The organism is Neobacillus sp. GCM10027624 (assembly GCF_042675345.1).
Lineage (GTDB): Bacteria > Bacillota > Bacilli > Bacillales > Cytobacillaceae > Neobacillus > Neobacillus cucumis_D.
The window spans coordinates 818,878-839,876 of the sequence record NZ_JBHTHD010000011.1; the positions used below are offsets into that span (position 1 = coordinate 818,878).

The 20,999-nt window shown below is 38.2% G+C and carries 18 protein-coding genes; 14 read left to right on the plus strand and 4 right to left on the minus strand.

The features are described from left to right. Window positions 1–18 precede the first annotated feature (18 nt). From ACFQZ9_RS20525 to ACFQZ9_RS20540, 4 genes are all read left to right on the plus strand, one after another. Complete coding sequence (locus ACFQZ9_RS20525) at window positions 19–1,356, plus strand: TrkH family potassium uptake protein (protein ID WP_498945129.1); 1,338 nt, start codon at window positions 19–21, stop codon at window positions 1,354–1,356. A gap of 25 nt (window positions 1,357–1,381) precedes the next feature. Next, complete coding sequence (locus ACFQZ9_RS20530; protein ID WP_498945130.1) at window positions 1,382–2,035, plus strand: potassium channel family protein; 654 nt, start codon at window positions 1,382–1,384, stop codon at window positions 2,033–2,035. Between the two features lie 63 nt (window positions 2,036–2,098). Continuing rightward, window positions 2,099–3,253: an acyl-CoA dehydrogenase family protein gene (locus tag ACFQZ9_RS20535; RefSeq protein ID WP_498945131.1), complete on the plus strand. Its 1,155-nt coding sequence runs from the start codon at window positions 2,099–2,101 to the stop codon at window positions 3,251–3,253. Between the two features lie 44 nt (window positions 3,254–3,297). Continuing rightward, a complete protein-coding gene (locus tag ACFQZ9_RS20540; RefSeq protein WP_026576516.1) occupies window positions 3,298–3,459 on the plus strand; it encodes a hypothetical protein in 162 nt (53 codons plus the stop codon). 69 nt (window positions 3,460–3,528) lie between these two features. On the opposite strand, the gene ACFQZ9_RS20545 is transcribed toward ACFQZ9_RS20540, so the two are convergent. Both ACFQZ9_RS20545 and ACFQZ9_RS20550 read right to left on the minus strand, forming a co-directional pair. Continuing rightward, complete coding sequence (locus tag ACFQZ9_RS20545; RefSeq protein WP_026576515.1) at window positions 3,529–3,708, minus strand: H-type small acid-soluble spore protein; 180 nt, start codon at window positions 3,706–3,708, stop codon at window positions 3,529–3,531. 130 nt (window positions 3,709–3,838) lie between these two features. Then, window positions 3,839–4,042 carry a hypothetical protein gene (locus ACFQZ9_RS20550; protein WP_198308829.1) on the minus strand — a complete coding sequence of 68 codons (204 nt, stop codon included), beginning with the start codon at window positions 4,040–4,042 and terminating at the stop codon, window positions 3,839–3,841. 465 nt (window positions 4,043–4,507) lie between these two features. Between ACFQZ9_RS20550 and ltaS the strand changes: the two genes are divergently transcribed. From ltaS to ACFQZ9_RS20565, 3 genes are all read left to right on the plus strand, one after another. After that, the gene (ltaS, locus tag ACFQZ9_RS20555) at window positions 4,508–6,469 is read left to right on the plus strand and encodes an LTA synthase family protein (RefSeq protein WP_498945132.1); all 1,962 of its coding nucleotides are present in this window, start codon (window positions 4,508–4,510) and stop codon (window positions 6,467–6,469) included. Window positions 6,470–6,534: 65 nt separating this feature from the next. Continuing rightward, on the plus strand, window positions 6,535–7,419 hold the full coding sequence (locus ACFQZ9_RS20560) for a thermonuclease family protein (protein ID WP_498945133.1): 885 nt from the start codon (window positions 6,535–6,537) through the stop codon (window positions 7,417–7,419). Between the two features lie 322 nt (window positions 7,420–7,741). Beyond that, window positions 7,742–8,281 (plus strand): HD domain-containing protein, encoded by a 540-nt coding sequence (locus ACFQZ9_RS20565; protein WP_498945134.1) that lies wholly within the window; start codon window positions 7,742–7,744, stop codon window positions 8,279–8,281. Window positions 8,282–8,325: 44 nt separating this feature from the next. Here the strand turns inward: ACFQZ9_RS20565 and ACFQZ9_RS20570 are convergent, their stop codons facing one another. Beyond that, window positions 8,326–8,424: a YjcZ family sporulation protein gene (locus ACFQZ9_RS20570; protein ID WP_498945135.1), complete on the minus strand. Its 99-nt coding sequence runs from the start codon at window positions 8,422–8,424 to the stop codon at window positions 8,326–8,328. Window positions 8,425–8,615: 191 nt separating this feature from the next. Here ACFQZ9_RS20570 and ACFQZ9_RS20575 point away from each other — a divergent pair, with 191 nt between their 5' ends. The 7 genes from ACFQZ9_RS20575 (at window position 8,616) to lipP1 (ending at window position 20,079) form a co-directional block, all read left to right on the plus strand. After that, complete coding sequence (locus tag ACFQZ9_RS20575; protein ID WP_498945136.1) at window positions 8,616–12,026, plus strand: hypothetical protein; 3,411 nt, start codon at window positions 8,616–8,618, stop codon at window positions 12,024–12,026. Between the two features lie 311 nt (window positions 12,027–12,337). After that, window positions 12,338–13,504 carry a cation:proton antiporter gene (locus ACFQZ9_RS20580; RefSeq protein WP_498945137.1) on the plus strand — a complete coding sequence of 389 codons (1,167 nt, stop codon included), beginning with the start codon at window positions 12,338–12,340 and terminating at the stop codon, window positions 13,502–13,504. A 300-nt stretch (window positions 13,505–13,804) separates the two neighbouring features. After that, complete coding sequence (locus tag ACFQZ9_RS20585; protein ID WP_498945138.1) at window positions 13,805–15,319, plus strand: long-chain-fatty-acid--CoA ligase; 1,515 nt, start codon at window positions 13,805–13,807, stop codon at window positions 15,317–15,319. 33 nt (window positions 15,320–15,352) lie between these two features. Further along, on the plus strand, window positions 15,353–16,408 hold the full coding sequence (locus ACFQZ9_RS20590) for a TauD/TfdA family dioxygenase (protein ID WP_198308821.1): 1,056 nt from the start codon (window positions 15,353–15,355) through the stop codon (window positions 16,406–16,408). 116 nt (window positions 16,409–16,524) lie between these two features. Continuing rightward, a complete protein-coding gene (locus ACFQZ9_RS20595; RefSeq protein ID WP_498945139.1) occupies window positions 16,525–17,814 on the plus strand; it encodes an MFS transporter in 1,290 nt (429 codons plus the stop codon). Between the two features lie 201 nt (window positions 17,815–18,015). Next, window positions 18,016–19,011 (plus strand): TauD/TfdA family dioxygenase, encoded by a 996-nt coding sequence (locus ACFQZ9_RS20600; RefSeq protein ID WP_498945140.1) that lies wholly within the window; start codon window positions 18,016–18,018, stop codon window positions 19,009–19,011. Between the two features lie 129 nt (window positions 19,012–19,140). After that, window positions 19,141–20,079, plus strand: a complete 939-nt coding sequence (gene lipP1 / locus ACFQZ9_RS20605; protein ID WP_498945141.1) for an alpha/beta hydrolase — start codon at window positions 19,141–19,143, stop codon at window positions 20,077–20,079. Window positions 20,080–20,169: 90 nt separating this feature from the next. Here lipP1 and ACFQZ9_RS20610 read toward each other — a convergent pair whose 3' ends face one another. Then, window positions 20,170–20,943 carry an SDR family NAD(P)-dependent oxidoreductase gene (locus ACFQZ9_RS20610; RefSeq protein WP_498945142.1) on the minus strand — a complete coding sequence of 258 codons (774 nt, stop codon included), beginning with the start codon at window positions 20,941–20,943 and terminating at the stop codon, window positions 20,170–20,172. Window positions 20,944–20,999 lie beyond the last annotated feature (56 nt).

The window sequence follows — 20,999 nt, forward strand, 5'->3', positions numbered from 1 at the left end:
TTAGGTTAGGAGAAAACTATGCAGCGAAAAAAATTTTATCTTGACCCTCCAAAAATACTGGTCCTGGGATTCGCGCTGATTATATTAATTGGTGCTTTACTATTAACAATGCCAATCTCAACAACAAATGGACAAGGGTTATCTTTTCTTAATGCCTTATTTACCGCAACTTCTGCCACTTGTGTAACTGGACTTGTTGTTGTAGATACAGGCACCACCTTTACAATCTTCGGCCAGCTGGTCATTTTATTCATGATTCAAATCGGTGGGTTAGGGTTCATGACATTTGCTACTCTCTTTGCCTTTCTGATTGGAAAAAGAATCTCATTAAAAGAAAGAATCCTACTTCAAGAATCGCTGAATAACCTTTCAATGGAAGGAATCGTAAGGTTAGCAAGACGAATTTTAATTTTTACGGCGGTAATCGAATTGGCAGGGGCGATTTTACTTACACTGCGTTTTTCTTTAGATATGCCGCTTGGAAAAGCCATTTATTTTGGTATTTTTCATTCGATTTCCAATTTTAATAATGCCGGCTTTGATTTAATGGGGGAGTTTCATAGCCTGACAAGTTATGTAGATGATCCGACCGTTGTACTTACCATATGCTCTTTAATTACATTAGGCGGGATTGGCTTTATTGTTATGAATGAGATTTACGAATTTCGAGTTTCTAAACGGTTATCTTTACATACAAAGGTCGTCCTGATGACAAGTTTATTTTTATTAGTGGTTGGAACAATTGGTGTTTTTTCATTTGAGTATGCAAATGAAAAAACATTAAAACCATTATCCTTTTTAGGGAAATTTCTTGGTGCATTGTTTCAATCGGTTACAGCGAGAACAGCGGGGGCTAATACCATCAGTATTGGTGATATGACTCACCCTTCATTATTTTTAATCATTATCTTAATGTTTATTGGTGCTTCACCGGGTTCCACAGGGGGCGGTATTAAAACCACTACCTTTACCACTCTTATCGGTGCGGTTTGGTCCCAAATCCGAGGGAAGGAAGATGTTATTTTTTACCGCCAGCGGATTGTTTATGAAACGATCTATAAAGCGATAACCGTCGCATTTAGCGGATTATTTCTGGTTGTAGTGATTACGATGCTTTTGACCATTACCGAAAGTGGCAAAGACTTTTTAATGATCCTATTTGAAGCAACGTCAGCATTTGCTACTGTAGGACTTTCAATGGGATTAACCCCAGAGCTGTCTCATGTTGGTAAGGGATTGATAATTTTTACGATGTTTGCCGGCAGAGTTGGGCCATTAACGATTGCTTTTGCAGTGACAATGAGAAGAAATCCGGATGCGTTCCGATACCCTAAAGGGAAAATTATGATTGGTTAAATCTAACAGCAGGAGGTTGATTTCCATGACAGAACAATATGCAGTGATTGGATTAGGAAGATTTGGCCTTAGTATTGCAACGAAATTATTCGAATCAGGTAAAGAGGTTCTTGGCGTGGACGTTAATGAGGAGCGGGTGGATGACGCTCATCCATATACGACACACGCATTAATTGCCGATTCGACGGATGCCGAGGCGTTAAAATCAATCGGAATCCGTAATTTTGACAACGTCATAGTGGCAATTGGAAATGACATTCAAGCAAGCATCCTTAGTGTCCTGCTATTAAAAGAACTTGGGGTTAAAAAAGTAATTGCCAAAGCACTTAATAAATTACATGGTCAAGTTCTTAAAAAAGTTGGGGCTGATTGGGTGGTATATCCGGAAAGAGATATGGGAATCAGGGTGGCGCATCAGCTTCTTTCTCCAAATGTTCTAAATTTCATTGAAATTTCAAAGGATTATAGTGTGGAGGAAGTGAAAATCCCTGAAAAAATGACGGAACAAACATTAAGGGAACTTGACCTCAGGGCGAAGTTTAATCTAACAGTGATAGCCATTCGACATGGGAATGAAATCAATATTACCCCATCTCCTGATAAGAAAATTGCGAGTGGCGATGTTCTCGTCGTAATCGGGGAAAATAGTGATTTGGAACAATTTTCGAATATAGAATAGACAGACAGATAGTAAAACCATCCTTAAATGTTTGGATGGTTTTTATGAATTGGAGAGGATTAGATGAGTTTTTTAGAAAAAAATTCAGTTGAAGAACGTCTCGAAATCATGAGTACCATAGCCAAGCAATTTTCATTACGTGCACATCAAGTGGATATCGAGGGAAGTTTTCCGTTTGCAAATATGGATGATCTGAAAAATACAGGATATACTGCCTTAACTGTTCCTAAAAAGAATGGTGGTAAAGGAATTTCTTTATATGAATTACTACGCCTGCAGGAAAAGATGGCAGAAGGTGATGGGGCCACGGCACTTTCGATTGGCTGGCATATGGGAATCATGATGAATCTCGGAGAAAAAGATAATTGGAAAGAATCGGTCTTTAAAATGCTGTGTGAGGAAGTTAAAAAGGGGGCATTAATTAACAGTGCTGCGACAGAACCAAGTACCGGAAGTCCGACGCGAGGTGGCAGACCGGAAACTGTAGCGGAAAAACAGGGCGACAGCTGGATAATTAATGGCAGAAAGACGTTTACTACCATGTCTCCTGTGCTTGATTATTTTATTGTCAGTGCAGCAATCAAAGAAACAGATAGGGTTGGAAATTTTCTTATTACCCGTCCTTCAGAAGGGGTTTCCATTGAAGAAACATGGGATAGTATTGCCTTACGGGGTACGGGAAGCCATGATTTAATACTTAAAAATGTGAAAGTGCCTGACGAATTCTTTGTTGAACAGCTTGGAGTAGAGGGGAAAAAACCAAGCGGCTGGCTTCTCCATATTCCGGCCTGTTATCTTGGGATTGCCAAAGCGGCAAAAAACTATTGTATTCAATTTGCCAAAGAGTATTCCCCAAGTAGTATAAAGGGAGCGATTATCGATTTACCGAACGTCAAGCAAAAAATTGGTGAAATTGAATGGCGGATCATGGAGGCTGAGTACTTTTTATATTCGGTGGCTAAACAATGGGATTCTTCAGGTGTTCAAGAGCGGAATCAGATGGGGCCGGTGTTAGGTGCAGTTAAAATGACCATTACGAATTCGGCCATAAACATTGTCGATCTTGCAATGAGAATTGTCGGGGCTAAGAGCCTTTCATTAAAAAACCCATTGCAGCGTTATTATCGTGATGTGAGAGCCGGCCTTCACAATCCGCCTATGGATGATATGACGATTCAGCTTCTTGCCAAACATGCAATAGCGAAGACTGGGGAGTAAAACCTATTGGAAATGCACACTCTAAGAAAAAGGAGTGAAGAAAGTTGCCAAGAGGTAAAGAATTAGAACAACTGCCAATGTCTCATATCGCACCCGGGGCCGGTAAGGATGCCGGCAAGATGGACAGAGAAGTACTCGGAAGCATCGTTCAAAATGAACAACCCCAGCCTAGTGAAATAGAAAGAGAAAACGAAGATATGGTATAAGACAGGAAAACTTCCTGTCTTATTTATTTTAAAAAAACCACCCATTTGAAAAAATAGGTGGTTAAATGATTATTCCTCGATTAACTCATGAATTTCAACAGTAGAACGCTCTTCAAGTGGTCCCCGTAAATGAACGGTTGCGGTCCTTCCATCTTCGTTTAATTGGTCAATCCAGACGGATGCACCATTGTATTTTACTTCAATATCAGCTGATGAAGATAAAATTTGTTTTACACGATTTACATTCATTTCCTTCACTCCTAAAACAGTTTTTCATTTTATTTTTGGTTAGTACATGTCCTTTTATTCAATGAATAATGTAAACGCTCTCTATTATATAATAGAAGAAATTCGTTTAATTTAGGAAAAAGAGGAAGGATCAGTATTGATCCCTTCCTCGATTATAAGGATAGGATATATGAATGCCATTAAATGCCCCATCCTCATCTGTGTCTCTTAGCGATGCCATATATTGTTCAAATTCTTCTTGTAGCTCCTCTGGTGCGCCAGGTTTTAGGTGCCAATTCCCAGGCTCATCTACAAAATAAGGGCTTTTTGTAAACTCCGGTCTTATTCTCGGCATATTTTTTATCTCCTCTTTCCTTCTATTTAAATTTATCCTTTTCATAACCGCATTCCACTATTCAAGCCATAGGTCATTATTTTAAAGATAAGACCAAATGCTTATTGCGTCTAACTACATTCACGATTAAGATAGCTAAAAATAAACTCATCGGTAAAAAATTAAATAAGCAGTGAAACTAAAAAGGTTTTTATTCGTCTTATATAATTGAGGCCGGAAAAATAGTCATGTCCCACTAGTCATCGGCATAAGAATAAAAAAGTGAATTTCATGACTAATTAAAGAACTGAACCATGATATTAGTAATAAAAGTTTAATGAAAAAGTGAGAAAATTGACGAAAAATTTTGTCCTAAAGGATGCGTAAACTGGGATTATTTATGTTTTTATTTTTAAAGAAAATGTGTTATAGTAATTGAGGTTCGTTTACCGAAGTTTTTTATTGGTAAGTGAGAGGAGAATTTAGATGAAAAAGATTAATCTTCCCAAAACATTAAAAAATAATAACCATATTACTTTTTTTGCAATTGCTGTTGTATTGTTTTGGATTAAAACATATGCAGCCTACCAAATTGAATTTAAATTAGGAATTGATAATAACCTGCAGAAATTCTTATTGTTCATTAATCCATTAAGCTCAGCATTACTATTTTTCGGTATCGCTTTGCTTTTTAAAAAGCATGTGAAGCTTGTGATGATTATCATAAATTTCTTATTGTCGTTCCTGTTGTATGCAAATATTGCATATTACCGATTTTTTAATGATTTCATCACCATTCCTGTTATTATGCAAACGAAGACGAATGCAGGACAGCTTGGTGATAGCGCGGTTTCTTTAATGTCACCATTAGATATTTTTTATTTTTCAGACTTTATTATTCTAATTATTCTTGCATTAACAATATTTAAAAAGGTTACGGTTCAAACAAGGAAATCATTCAAGATCGTTCTTTTATTTTCAATTACTGTTTTTCTTTTTAATCTTGGTTTGGCAGAAAAGGATCGCCCGCAATTATTATCACGTTCTTTTGACAGAAACTATTTAGTTAAATATCTTGGGGCATATAACTTTACAATTTATGACATGATTCAAAATATTAAATCATCCAGTCAGCGTGCACTTGCTGACAGCAGTGATATTACCGATGTTGAAAACTATCGCAAAGCGAACTATGCAAAACCAAATCCAAAGTATTTTGGCAAGGCAAAAGGAATGAATGTGATTTACGTCTCGCTTGAATCATTCCAGAACTTTATGATTGATTATAAAATGCCAAATGGCCAAGAGGTTACACCATTCTTAAATTCATTAGCACATGATGGAAAAACATTCTATTTTGATAATTTCTATCATCAAACTGGACAGGGTAAAACTTCGGATGCTGAATTCTTAATGGAAAACTCATTATATCCAATGTCACAGGGTGCGGTTTTCGTGAATAAAGCACAAAATACCTATCAAGCAAGCCCGGCAATTTTAAAGGGTCTTGGCTATAATTCAGCTGTGTTCCATGGTAACTACAAGACATTCTGGAATCGAAATGTTATGTATAAAGCATTAGGCTATGATCAATTCTTCGATGCAGAATATTATGATATGTCAGATGAAAATACTAAAAACTATGGGATGAAGGATAAACCGTTCTTTAAGGAATCCATGCCAATGCTTGAAAGCTTAAAACAGCCTTTTTATACAAAGTTTATTTCGTTGTCCAACCACTTCCCGTTTGAAATGGATCCGCAGGATACCGATTTCCCAGCTGGGGATTACGGTGATACAGTGGTAAACCAATATTTCCAATCTGCCCATTATATGGACCAAGCATTGGAACAATTCTTTAATGACTTAAAGAAAGATGGACTTTATGATAAAACTGTTATTGTCCTTTATGGGGATCACTATGGTATTTCTGAAAACCATAATGAGGCAATGGCAAAGGTTCTTGGTGTTGATAAGATTACACCTGCATTGAACGCAAAACTACAAGAGGTTCCATTATATATCCATGTGCCTGGTGTAAAAGGCGGGGTTCAGCATCAATACGGTGGTGAAGTCGACGTACGCCCAACGCTTCTTCATTTATTAGGTGTGGATACGAAGGATTACATGGAGTTTGGTTCTGATTTATTATCAAAGGATCACCGGAACTGGGCATTATTTAGAAATGGTGATTATGTTTCTCCTAAAGTGATACAAGTAAGTGATAAGTGTTATTCAACCAATACAGAGGAATTGTTGGCGGATAACAGCTCATGTAAGGACATTGATGAAAAAGTAAAAACAGAACTTCAAATGTCTGACGAAGTGGTTTATAAGGACCTATTAAGATTCTATAAGCCTGAAGGATATACACCGATTAATCCGGATGATTATGAATATTTAGGGCCAAAAGGAACCGCCAAAGCAACAGGAACCGAAACGCCTTAATTAGGTAATGGGAGAAGAACATTTGGTTCTTCTCTCTTTTTTTGAAGTTAAAGGAGAGAGTATAAATGAGAAAAAGATTTGGCATGGTATCCCTTATTTTCCTTTTTACAATGATGATTTCAGGCTGTTCTACGAGCGACAGTACAAATACAAATGCAAATACAAATCACCCACAACAGCATGCTTCAGTTACAAATGATGATGAAAGTGAAAATCAATCAATAGAGAGCAGCCAGCAAACCGATAAAAAGTTACTTCCGGCAACAATCGTTAAAAATGTCGATGGGGATACGGTTGTTATTAAATTAAATGGCCGTGAGGAAAAGGTGAGAATGCTTTGTGTGGATACTCCTGAAACTCACCATCCTCGTTTAGGTGTTCAGCCGTTTGGGCCGGAAGCATCCGCTTATACCAAAAAAATTCTCCCTGTTGGAAAGAAGGTACAAGTCGAAACTGGTATCGGGGATGGGCGTGATAAATATGGGCGTCTACTCGCCTATATTTATGTCGATGGAAAAATGTTTAATGAAATGCTTTTAGAAAAGGGTTTGGCACGGGTTGCCTATATTTATGCACCGAATACAAAATATGTCGATCAATTCTATGCGATTCAAAAAAAGGCGCAGAAAAAGGGGATCGGCATTTGGTCAATTGAAAATTATGCTGAAGAAGATGGGTATCATGAAGAAGTGGTAAAAGGAGCTTTGGGCCAATCAACTACAAAATCTACTAATTCAAAATCACCTTCCTCGGGAAGCAATTATCAAAATAATCCAAGTGATGACAAGGAAACAAACCTAAATTGTAAAGGGAAAATAAAAGGAAATGCCAACTCTCATATTTATCATGTTCCTGATGCAGCCTATTATGACACAGTAAAGGACAATATTGTCTGGTTTTGCTCAGAACAAGATGCAGAGCAAGCTGGATACCGGAAATCTAAACGGTAATATTTTTATAATAGGCTGTGTTAAAGGAGAATTTTAATTTTTGAACAACGTTGATTGGAGCGGAAGGCACGAAGACTCCTGTGGGAGTACGGGACAGGGGAGACCCCACAGGAGCGAAGCGACGAGGAGGCTCCCCGGAACGCCCACGAACCGCTTGTGCCTGGAGCGGAAATCAACAACTAAGTTTAAGAGAGCCTTATAATAAATAAAAAAGGGAATTCATTAATTTGAATTCCCTTTTTTACATGAAAAAATAGCATTAAAGACAAGTTTGTCATATAATGTATGATAAAAAAATCTACAATGGATGGGGGAAAACCATATGAGAGATGTAACGTTATTAAATATATTTGAACACCACATTGCCCAAAAATATTTAAACCGCTCAGGCCTCGCCCATGCCATTGCCGTTGCCTATCATGCGTTTAAGTTAGCGAAAGAGCATAAAATCGATGTCGATATTGCCGCAAAAGCGGGCCTCCTTCATGACATGGGGCATTATACCTGGTATAAAAACGGGAAGTGGGATTATGAATTGTACAAGCTAAATGATATCCATCCCATAAAAGGGGCTGAACGTGCTCACAAACTGTTAATTCGCTTAGGAGAAAATCCAGTTAAGGCTAAAACGATTGCTCTTGCAATACTTTTTCATACAGATTCCTTTTTACCATCAAACGATATTGTCCGTACCCCTTTACAGCAAATTGTCAAATGGGCCGACGAAAAAGACGAGGAAACGGGCGGAATGCACCACTACCGAAAAATTGAGTATGAACGTGCTAAACAAAGTATCACTCGTTTGGATGAGTGGATTGATCAAGAACTTAAGGTAAATGAAATAAAAAACAAGCTGTGCTAACTGCACAGCTTGTTTTGTTTTACAAAGAGGTTTGATACAGAGGTTTAGTAGAAACCTCCTCCCATGTAAGCAGCGCCTACAATGATTAAAAGAATGAACAACACAACGATTAACGCGAAACCGTTATTTCCATCGTAGCTCATTAATTTTACACCCCCTTTATTCACTTACTTTAATGTATGTAACTGCCAGTCCTTTTGTTTGGATGAACTTCCGACTCAATAAAAAGGAAAATTTTATGAAATTGTTGAAAAAAATAAACGATAGTGTAAAATTACACTATAGAGGGAAAATGTGGTAGAAATATAAAGATAATGATTTGAGGGGAGATAGAATGGAGACAAATTTAAGGGAAGAGAGAAGAAAAATTTTCAGGCAGGAATTATATGTATTAAAAGAAAAGGGGTACTTATCTGAAGCAATTGTTGAAACGGTTGCGAAAGCTCATCATAGATTTCACCTTGATTTAATCAAAAAAGAAGCTGAAGAACAATTAAAAGAACCAGAGACGAAAATATCCGTTCAAAAATCTGTTCCTAAAAAGCCTCAAAAAATAAAAAAGGTATTATCACAAGAGGAAATCAGAGAAAGAAATATAACATGGCTGCTTAATATTGGTGTGATCTTTTTATTAATTGGTGGATTATTTGTTGCGACAAGCAATTGGGAATCCATGTCCAGCCTGATGAAAAGTGGATCAATCGGGATTGTGGCATTGTTATTTTTCGGGATATCAGGATTATCCGAAAAGATTTTGCATATAAAGAAAACCGCTTTTGCCTTTATCATTCTGGGAAGTTTATTTTTGCCCATTTTTATTCTGTCCCTGGGTTGGTTCGGTCTTTTGGGGCCTTATTTATCCATAACTGGTGATGGAAGATATATTCTCGGAGTACTGGGAAGTTTCATCCCCATCATTAACTATGTGTACTTTGCAAAAAAACTTGATTCAAGATTGTTTGTTTGGTTTACCTATATTTCGCTGACTACCGGGTTTGCATTTTTACTAGCAAGTCTGAAGCTTGAAATTGATGTATTTTATTTAGCCTTGATGGGCTTCAATGCCATTCTAATTTTTATTTATCATTCGATAAAATACAGAAAAGACCTAAGGTTATTTACTAGTGAGTTTGTTCCTTATATCCAAGCTAATCTGATCATATGTACACTCTTAATGCTGTTTATCTTTGATAATCAAATCGTGTATGGTTTCAATCTTTTGCTGACAGCGGTAATTTACTTATCGATGATGTATGTCAGTGGCAGGAGGGAATATCATTTTATCTTCAGTGCCATGATTGTCTATGGTTTGTATCAGTTAATCGAACATTCCAACTTTGAGTCTGTTGGGCCAATACTTTATGCTATAGCTGCCTTTGGATTTATGTTTGTTCCTAAAGCGATAAAAGAAGAATTTTCACTAGATAAGGTTTTCCAGGTCACGAGTGCAGTCGTTTCGGGTTTAGCCTTTATTTATATCAGTCTTGAAGGGATTCTGCTGCGTTCTGGTGAGCCATCACTAGTGCTTTTGATTGCATATCTTATTATTGCTGCTAATTTTACGTATTTATCCCATCACACTTCTAGAGTAATATTCCCGTATTTTAGTTCAGTCTTCTTGACGGTGGCAATCATGGAAGCACTCTCCTTTTTAAGTTTGGTAATAGATTTCCATTTTTCGTTAACACTGTATTTTACAGGTTTCCTTTTATTTATTCTATTTGGGATTTTACATTTAGGAGCATACTTGGAAATTGTAAGAATTAGCTCAAGGGATGTTGGGTTAGTTGTTATGGGAATCGCTATTCTGGCAGCATTCGTATTCCAAAAATGGTGGGAGTTAGGGGTAATGCTTTTATTGCTCGTCCCTAGTGCCTATTTACTGTTAAAATCGGAGAAAAGGTTGCTTTATAAAAAAGCATCACAATGGATGTTACCAAGTACTTTTGGGCTTTCAATTATTGCCTTTGGCAGTGAAATAAATGCTCATTCGGTATTATATGAAAATGATTATGGGAACACAGTTAATTTTGCCAGTGGGGCAATTCTTGTCTTATTGTCAAGTTTCGGCTGGAAACAGGTAAAAGAAAAGAGGTTAGAACATACCTCCATATTCTTATCCCAAATTTTTTATACATTGGCCATTGGTCAATCTTATTTAAGTTCAGATAACGAACCATGGGTACAACCGCTTGTCCTCCTGATTGGGGTAGGGATGTATTCGTATTTGTACAAAAGAATCGGGACAAAATGGGTACCGTTTTTCATTGGAATGGCAACATTATTGACCTATTTTTCTTGTATTCATGCCCTGTCCTTGAAAATTGAATTTAATCATATGACGAAATCATTGATTGCGAGTATGAGTGCTGTTGTATTGCTATTCATTAGTTATCTATGGCGAATTAAAGATCAAAATCTATCATCTGCCTTTGCATGGATTGGCCATATCCTTTCCCCGGCAGTACTTGGGTTTACGTGGTTGTTTGATCGCGATACGGCTTGGGCAAGTTTTGTCATTGCTATTATTGTCTATGCCATAAGCGCAAGGCAGGCAGGGGACGAGTGGAAGATAAAGCTTTTTCTCTATGGATGTTTTACCAGCGTTTTTTGTGTTACTTCACTTGGTATGGACCATCTATTTGATTCGCTGAAACGGTACTACGAATTCCCAATTACAAGTATCGTGCTCGCTTTATTTTGGCTGGTGGCTGACCCAATATACAAAAAACGAACGGTATATTATCTCGTACCTTTCTCTTTATTGGGGCTTTGCTGTACACTGAATGCTTATCCGTTCGGGTGGGGTCCATATTTAACTACTTGTTTCTATACGATTGCTGTATTGGTTTTATTACACAAGATTAAATGGGATCAATTTGTAGTTCTTCCGCTATTTATTGCTTTTATTGCAACCGTTGAAGTTTCCTTTTTGGACACTTTGGTTCCGGTTGAAAAGATGCTCCTTTCTGGAGGAATAGGCATATTATTGGTTCTGGTTGGTCAATTGATCTATAAACAATTTATTGAGCTTGGAAACCAACCACAGGAAATAAAGCTAGATGGATACACGGTTATTGCATTTTTATTTTTTTCGTTTATGTATTATTTTACTGATCAATCTGTCTGGACAGATGCACTTCCGGGATTGCTTATCTCTGCTTCCATTCGGATGCAGCGAAAAAGGGTTCCAGAAAATTATTCTGTTTTGATTGTGATGTTAGGGAGCCTTTATTTATTGCAGCCTTACTACTCGGTTGTAACAGATTTGAATATTCCGGCATTATGGGACCGTGAGGCAATGGTATTGCCGCTAGTGGTCGTGGTGATATTAATACGAGTCAAATTAAAAGGTCATTATACAAGCCTGACAAAACCACTTGAATGGGCCGTCCTATGTGTGGTTGCAATTCTTTTAATCCAAGATGGGCTGGCTAGTTCAACCATTTACGATGCGATTATTTTAGGTTCATTATCCCTGCTTTCGTTGTTAGCAGGAATGTTCCTGCAAATTAAATCGTACTTCTTTATTGGCTCTGGAGTGTTGCTTTTAAATGTTTTTTTACAAACTAGACCCTATTGGGGGAATATGCCTTGGTGGGGATATCTGCTGGTTGCAGGACTTATCCTCATTACCGTTGCCAGCACCAATGAATGGAACAAACAAAAAATCCAAAAGGGTGAAACCACCTTTTTAATGGTGCTGAAGGAAAAAATAATCAACAAAATAAAGAAATGGGATTAGAAAATCGGTATTGAAAAATACTATAAAGTTTGTTAAAATGATATTAATTATATATTGCACGTATGGAGGAGCCTGTCACCAAGGGGTATTTATGCCCTTTGGTTGACGGGCTTTTTTGTATGTTTTTAAGAGCCTATTTTTGGAATAACTGGCTCTTTTTTGCATTTAGAAACAAATTAGGAGAGGGGTAAATGTTAATTTTTTAGTTGGCGATTATTTTATTTGCTTCAAAATAACTATGTCCTTTGTGGATGACCTCTTTATTTGCTCTCCATAGAGAGAAATTATAAATTTTTGAAAGGTGGAATTATATGTTTATTCTTCACTTAGCACTAATTATCATTGCTGCAAAACTTGCGGGAGGATTGAGTGTGAAACTAGGTCAACCTTCCGTGTTGGGAGAAATTATTGTAGGGGTCTTATTAGGGCCATCTGTTTTTGGATTAATCAGTGCATCAGACACTTTATCAACATTTAGTACGATTGGTGTTATTTTGTTAATGTTCATTGCTGGCCTGGAAACTGATCTTGATGAATTTAAACGATCTGGAAAATCATCTGCATTTGTGGGTTTCGGCGGAATTATTGTTCCATTATTTTTGGGGTACTTTACAGGAATCATGATGGATTTATCTAATATGCAATCTTGGTTTTTGGGTGTAATGCTTTCTGCTACGAGTGTAAGTATCTCCGTTCAAACTCTTAAAGAAATGAATCAATTAAAGACAACTGAAGGTAGTGTAATATTGGGCGCCGCCGTCTTGGATGATGTTGTTGTAATGTTAATTTTGGCAATATTAATGTCCTTTGCTGGCGGTGGGGAAGTATCTTTAACAACATTGGTAATAAAGAAAGTATTGTTCTTTGTAGTAGCTATCTTCATTGCTTGGAAAGTTGTTCCATGGGTAATGAATAAATTCACAAAATTACCTGTAAGTGAGGCTGTTATATCATCTGCGCTAATTATATGTTTTGTATATGCATTTGCGGCTGAATATACTGGTGTTGCTAATATTATTGGAGCATACATTGCCGGTATCGCTATCGGCTTAACAAAATTCAAACATGAGGTTTTTGAAAAAGTTGAAACACTAAGTTATTCAATTTTTGTTCCAATATTCTTTGCTTACATTGGCATTTCGGCTGAGTTTACTGGCATTCTTGATCATTTAGGTCTTATTATTTTACTTAGCTTTTTAGCCATTTTAACGAAATTTGTTGGTGCAGGTGCAGGGGCAAAACTTTCTAGATTTGGTTGGAAAAGCTCAATGGGAATTGGTTCAGCAATGGTTTCACGTGGTGAAGTTGCATTAATCGTTGCATCAATGGGTCTAGCATCCAATTTAATTACTCAGGATTTATTTGCTACAATTATTGTTGTTGTTATTGTAACAACAGTTGTAACACCTCCGATGATGAAATGGTCCTTTAAATCTAATAAGGAAATTAAATTGAATTCAAAGGTAGTTAACCAATAAATTAAAGGCAGCATATCAATTTGATATGCTGCCTTTTAACAATTCAATCTGCCTAGGGCTAACAATGCCATCTATTAGAAATTCGTATAAATAAAGTGTTGGTTTTTTTCCATTTATTTATTAATAAGTCAAGGTGTCAACTGAGCTATTGATGCAAATTAGGAATACTTATTTATAAGTTAAAATCTTTAATTTTATTTAATTATTATTTATAAGTATACTTAAAGTAACAAAATTTTAAATATTCACAATAGTGGGTGTTCAAACGCCTGTATGTGAGTAAAAGGAGGGGTTATTTTCATGAGTTTTAATTTAGATGAAAATCTGAAAAGGAGTGCGAAAAATTTCCCAGATAGTATTGCTTATATCTATGAAGATAAAAGTGTTACTTATAAGGAATTTAGTCAGCTGGTTGATCGAGTCGCTGCTGGATTGTCTGCCCAAGGAGTTGGAAAGGGGGATGGAGTGGCACTTATATTGGGGAATAGCCCAGAATTTATTATTTCGTACTACGGTATCCTACGGCTGGGGGCATTTGTTGTTCCAATCAATCCCTTGTTTACCCAGGGGGAAATCGGCTACATATTAGAGAATAGTCAAGCGAAAGCAGTCATTGCTCATGTATCTGTAGAACCAAAATTAACAGACGTAAGAAAACAATTGGATAATCTAAAGCTGGTCATTTATACCGAGACAGAGGATCAGGAATGGACATGGAAGCAACTAACAAGAACAAGCACTCACTTTTATGAAAGCCCTTCCATCAATCAAGAAGATCTTGCAGTCATTCTTTACACTTCTGGAACAACCGGTAAACCAAAGGGTGCCATGTTATCGCATCGGAACTTGGCTTCAAATGCTGACTCGATATCAAAATTATTGGAGCTTCAAAATATAGATCGTGTAGTAGCTGTATTGCCAATGTTCCATGTTTTCTGTATGACAGTTTGTCTGAGTGCACCAATTGCTTGCGGGGCAACGATCCTGATCCAGCCTAAATTCAGCCCCGCTGAAGTGGTCAGGGCTATCAGCGACAGAAAGGCAACTGTGTTCGCTGGAGTTCCGACAATGTATAGCTTCATTAACCAATTACCCGAAGTGACTGCGGAAGAATTCTCATCCATTCGCGTGTGTATCTCTGGAGGAGCTTCCATACCGGTTGAACTGCTGCAAAAATTTCAAAATAAGTTCAATGTCTCTATCCTAGAAGGGTACGGCCTTTCGGAAACGGCTCCCCTTGTCGCCATTAACCCTTTAAAGGGAACCCGGAAACCTGGCTCTATTGGTGTGAATATTCCTGGTGTCATAAGCAAGGTAGTCAACGAATGGGGTAATGAATTGCCAAGAGGAGCAGTCGGGGAATTAGTAGTTCAAGGGCCGAATGTCATGAAGGGTTACTTGGGCATGCCAGAAGCCACTTCAGCTGCATTTATGGATGGATGGTTTTACACTGGTGATCTTGCCACAATGGATGAAGAAGGATACCTCTACATTGTGGACCGCAAGAAGGACATCATCATTGTTGGTGGATACAATGTCTATCCACGTGAAGTGGAGGAGGTATTGTATCAGCATCCGGCCATTGTGGAAGCGGCAGTAATCGGTGTCCCTGATGGCGAATACGGTGAGATAGTAAAAGCCTATGTAACTGTCAAGGATGAGAAGATTACAATAAATGATATTATCCAATTCTGTCAGGATAAGTTGGTAAAGTACAAGCTTCCTAGTCAAGTAGAAATTTTGGAAGAGTTGCCTAAGAACTCAACAGGGAAAATTTTACGCAGAGAGCTAAGACAATTATTGGAAGTTCAATAAAAAACTAATCATTTTATTTAAGGAGGATTTTTTATGACAACTATATTAAAGGAAAAAGTTCAAGGATCAGTGGCATGGAAAGGTGTAGAGCTGGCGAAAGATGAATCATGGATTTATTATTTATCTGAAAAAACAATCGCATCCCTTGGAAACGCTTTAGATCATGTTAAACAATTGGGGTTAAAAGCACCGGATTTTAACAAGGAGGATTTTCCGATTCCGGATCTTGCAGATGAGATTTCTTACTTTGTGGAAGAGTTGGAGAGTGGGAGAGGCTTTCTATTAATTCGCGGATTACCGATGGAAAGGTACACCGATGAAGAAGCGAACATTATTTACTGGGGGCTCGGGCTTCACATGGGTATTCCAGTATCGCAAAATGCAAATGGTGACCTTTTAGGGCACGTCATTGATCAAGGATTGAGCCTAGAAAATTCAAATGTTCGCGGTTACCAAACAAAACTGCATCTTCCGTTTCACGCTGACGGATCCGATGTAGTTGGCTTATTAAGCCTTCGAAAAGGAAAATCTGGGGGCTACAGCAGTATTGTAAGTTCGATGGCTGTTTACAATGAGATCTTGGAGAAGCACCCTGAGTATCTTGGAATTCTCTGCCGTCCATTCTTCTTTGACCGCCGTGGTGAGGAAGCACCTGGGGAATCTCCTGTATTTACTTCACCAATCTTTAGTTTTTATGATGGTAAATTGAGTTGCCGATATGTCCGTCTATTTATCGAATCAGCACAAGCGAAAACAGGGATTAAGTTGTCAAAAGTTGAAATAGAAGCCTTAGACTTGCTAGACTCGCTCCTTCATGATGAAACGATGCATTTTAATATGATGTTGGAACCAGGTGATATGCAATTCGTAAATAATTATACCGTTCTGCACTCGCGTACTCAATATGAGGACTATGAGGAACCGGAACGTAAACGCCATTTATTAAGATTGTGGCTAACCATGCCAAATGGTCGTGAAATTTCACCTGATTTTGCGATGTTTATTGATGAGGAAACTGGTAAACCAGGCCGCGGCGGTATTCCCGTCCGCCAAAAAACATCCGGCGGGATTGTAGAAAACCTGAAGTAATAGCTCTAGCCGCAGAAACTTAACGTTACAATCTGATTTCTTACAATAAGGGGGACACTTTTTCTAAATATAAGCAAAAGTGTTCCCTTAATGGTAATCATAAGGGGGATTACAGCTTGAAAACTCCAAAATATTCTTGGATTATACTACTATTTCTCGTTATTAGCGGAATGATCAACCAAGTAGATAAAATTATCATTGGTTTGGTTTCCGTTCCTGTTATGAATGAATTTCATTTAACCCCTTCACAATGGGGAATCGTTGGAAGCTCATTCTTTTGGATTTTTGTCCTTTCCTCTATCATTCTTGGCGGCATGGCTGACTCTATAAATACGAAAAAAATGCTGGCCTGGATGTCTTTGATTTGGTTGGTAGTACAGTTTGTAACACCTTTTGTTTCAAGTCTTTCACTACTGGTCATCACAAGAATGCTTTTGGGAGCAGGCGAAGGGCCGGCCCCGGCACTATCCACTTCGATAATGGGGAAATGGTTCCCAAAACATAGACATGGCATAGGCTTTGGCGCAGTTCTTTTGGGGACAACGGGCGGATCTGCAATTGCTTCGCCGCTATTAATCTCCTTAATCCAACTACATGGATGGAGAGCTGCTTTTATTGCGATGGGATGCGTTGGAATTATTGTGCTAGTTTTATGGATGATTTTCGGGAAGGAAAGTCCCGAAGAAATCGGACTGCCTTCGTATCATAAAGAGGTTCAGCAATCATCGACTCTTTCCAAAGTGTCTTGGCGTGAGTTTCTACCGCATCTTTTCTCTAAAAATTTTATTTTTACCGTGTTATGCGGGGGATGTGCTTATTGGTTATTATCCCTTCAGGCCGTGTGGTTCCCAGCGTATTTTACTAAAATTCAACACTTTAATGGTCAAACATTGAAGCTAGCGGTGTCTTTACCTTTTCTTTTTGCCGCGTTATGTCAGATAGGATTTTCGCTTGCATCAGATAGGCTGTATCGCAAAACAGGTGATGTTCGTAAAGCACGAATTAATCTCGCTAGCTCCATGATGGTGTTATCGGCCGTTTGTGTATATTTGGCCATTACTGTGAAATCAAGTGCGATTTCCATCTTGTTGTTTACACTGGCTCCAGGTTTTGCCTATGTCATTCTTTCCCTTGCCCCTGCCATATTGATGGATTTCTATTCTCCTCAAAATATTGGGAAAGCACAGGGAACTTTCATTGCTCTTTCAAGTTCGACAAGTATTATTGCTCCGCTCGTATTCGGTTATTTAATCCAATATGCGGCGACAGAGGTAATTGGATATCGCTATGGGTTTGAAGTGACTGCTTTAGGAATGGCTGTGATCGGATTATTGTTCTGGATTGGTGTGCGTCCTGCAAAGCAAAGTCAAACTGCAATAAAAGCTGGGGGTCAATTGAAAATTTAAACATTTGAAAGCATTCTGCATTTTGAATGTACCAGTTTTAGAGATTGATCATATTAATAATACTTATTTATTAGTTAGAAATAACAATTTTATTTAAATTAAAATTATAAGTATACTAAAATCGATAAATTCACAATAGTTGGTCTATTTTTCTCGCAAACGCGAATTTCTAGAAAACTTATTCTTGGAGGAGGCTTATTTATGTCAATTATTTTAAATGAAAAAGTTCAAGGGAGATCATCCTGGAAAGGAACTGACCTGGCAAAGGATGATTCATGGATTTATTATCTGTCAGAAGAGACTATCGCAGCTCTTGATAAGGCTGTATTACATGTTAAACAAAAAGGATTAAAGGCACCTGATTTTAAAAAGGAGGATTTCTTGATACCTGACCTTGCAGAAGTGGTTGCTTATTTTATTGACGAATTGGAGAACGGGCAAGGCTTTCTTTTAATTCGGGGATTACCTATGGATCGATATACTGACGAAGAAGCAGCAATCGTTTACTGGGGACTCGGACTACACATGGGTCTGCCGATCATTCAAAGCAAAAATGGGGAACTGTTAGGGCACATCAAAAACGTAGGTAAAGACTTTAATGATAATACAAAAGTACGTGGTTACCAAACAAATGTTCATCTTGACTATCACACAGATCTAGCTGATGTCGTCGGATTACTTTGTCTTCGCAAAGCCAAATCCGGCGGTTTAAGCAGTATTGCAAGTGCTGTGGCGATCTATAATGAAATTTTAGAGAAGCACCCTGAGTACCTCGACATACTCTATCGTCCTTTCGCTCATGATCTTCGCGGGGAAGAAACTGAAGGTCAAGCTCCCGTAGTTCAATCACCGATCTTTAGCTATTATGATGGTAAATTGAGCTGCAGATATATACGTCAATATGTTGAATCAGCACAATCGAAAACAGGTATCCCTTTATCACAAGAGGAAATTGAAGCTTTTGATTTTATTGATTCCCTTACTCATGATGAAAACTTTCATATTGATATGATGATGGAGCCGGGTGATATGCAATTCGTTAATAATTACACCGTTTTTCATTCGCGAACTCATTTTGAAGATTATGAAGAGGAAGATAAGAAACGGTATTTATTAAGATTGTGGCTTATGATGCCAAATGGCCGAAAAATTGCTCCGGATTTCGAGTTTTATATCGACGGTGTACCGGTTAAATAATCTCAAAGTTATAGTTAGAACACCCTTTTTTCTTATCACAAGCAGTATGGTGATTTTTTTCATCCGAAAATGGTGAAAGAAATCACCATTTTAAATTTTCGTAAAAAATAAAGATAAGGATGATGTTACATGGCAAATTTAGATCCGCAAGCAGAGAAATATTTACAGGCATTTAATCAGATGCCCCCTATTCATAAGATGGATCCAAAGACTGTAAGAGAGATGCTTTCGAAAGCTCCGGGTGCTAAAGTGACTTTAGAGCCGCTTTCAAAGGTAGAGGATAAAATGATTCCGGTGAGTCTGGATGATGAAATTAAATGCAGGATATACATACCTAAAGGGGAAGGCCCATTCCCGCTATTTGTTTACTACCATGGCGGTGGATGGGTTCTGGGCGATATTGAGTCGGTAGATTCCAGTTGCCGAATGATTGCAATTAGAACGAAAAGTATTGTGGTATCTGTAAACTATCGCCTTGCCCCTGAGAATAAGTTCCCGATTCCGGTCGAAGACACATATGCAGCATTGGAATGGGTTTATAAAAATGGATCCATCTTTAACGGAGATATTACTAGATTGGCTGTAGGCGGGGATAGTGTTGGCGGAAATTTGGCGACCGTAGTCGCAATGTTGGCGAGAGATAGAAAAGGTCCCGATATCACCGCACAGGTCCTGATCTACCCTCCGACAAACCTTGAGTTCAATACGGAATCCCATCAAAAATTCTCCAAAGGATTCGGTCTGGATCGGGAGCAATTGGTTTGGTTCCGTGATCAGTATTTAAGAAATGAGGAAGATCGGTGTAATGAGTGTGCTTCTCCCTTGATTGCTAAAAATCTATCTGGTCTCCCGCCAGCAATTGTGATTACTGCTGAGAACGATGTGCTTCGGGATGAGGGAAGGGCTTATGCAGAAAGACTGAAATGCTTTGGCGTACAGGTTGAATATGCATGTGAAGCCGGTATGGTCCACGGTTTTTTTGCGCACATGGCTGTATTCCCCAAGAACATTGAATCGACTGTGTCTAAGATCCGCAAGTTCTTAAGTAACACCAAATATAATAATTAATCTTAACGTTTATAAAAAGTTCGAAAAAAACGAGCCTCAGATTTTAAGAGGCTCGTTTTTTGATTTTTCATATTCAATTTTCTAATAGTCTTAATAATAAACATTATTCCCAATGCCGCCTGTTACTGAAATAACGTCACCAGTGATCGATGCTGACAAAGGTGATGCCAAAAAGGTCACTACGTTGGCAATTTCCTCCGCTGTAATTAAGCGGTTAAGCGGACTCAATGCGGCCGCATGGCTTAATGCTTCCTCATTAGTCATTCGTGATCTATTCGTTTCTGTGTCGACAATACCTGGGTAAATTGCATTGACATTAATTCCGTGCTTGCCTAATTCCAGTGATGCAGATTTGGTTAAATGGACAACAGATGCATTGCGAGGACCGGAACTAAAATAATTGCCGCCGATTCTGGCAGCTAGACCGCTTATATTGATAATGCGTCCCCAATTATTTTGAATCATATAAGGAGTAACCGCCCGCATGCAGCGGAAATAGCCCATATACTTCTCTTCAAAGTCTTTCAAAATAAGCTCATCTTTAATACCGTGAAAATCTTCTGGCTCTCCACCGCCGACCCGGGCTCCGCTGTTGATTAATATATCGATGGTGCCCATTGCGGCTACTGATTGTTCAACTAAATTTTGGATTGAGGCAGGATCTGTGGTATCTGCCACAATAGGATAAATATTTCTGTTTGTCTCCTGCGCCAATTCCTCAGCCGTAGCATTTAGAGTGGATTCGTTTCTGGAACAAATTGTACAATCTGCACCTTCCAGAGCCAACTGGCGGGCAACCGCTTTCCCAATCCCCCGGCTTCCTCCTACGATTAGTGCTTTTTTTCCGGATAACTTTAAGTCCATAGTTCAACCTCCTGTTTCAATTCAACAACCTAAAGTTGAAGTGATTTTGTAATGGA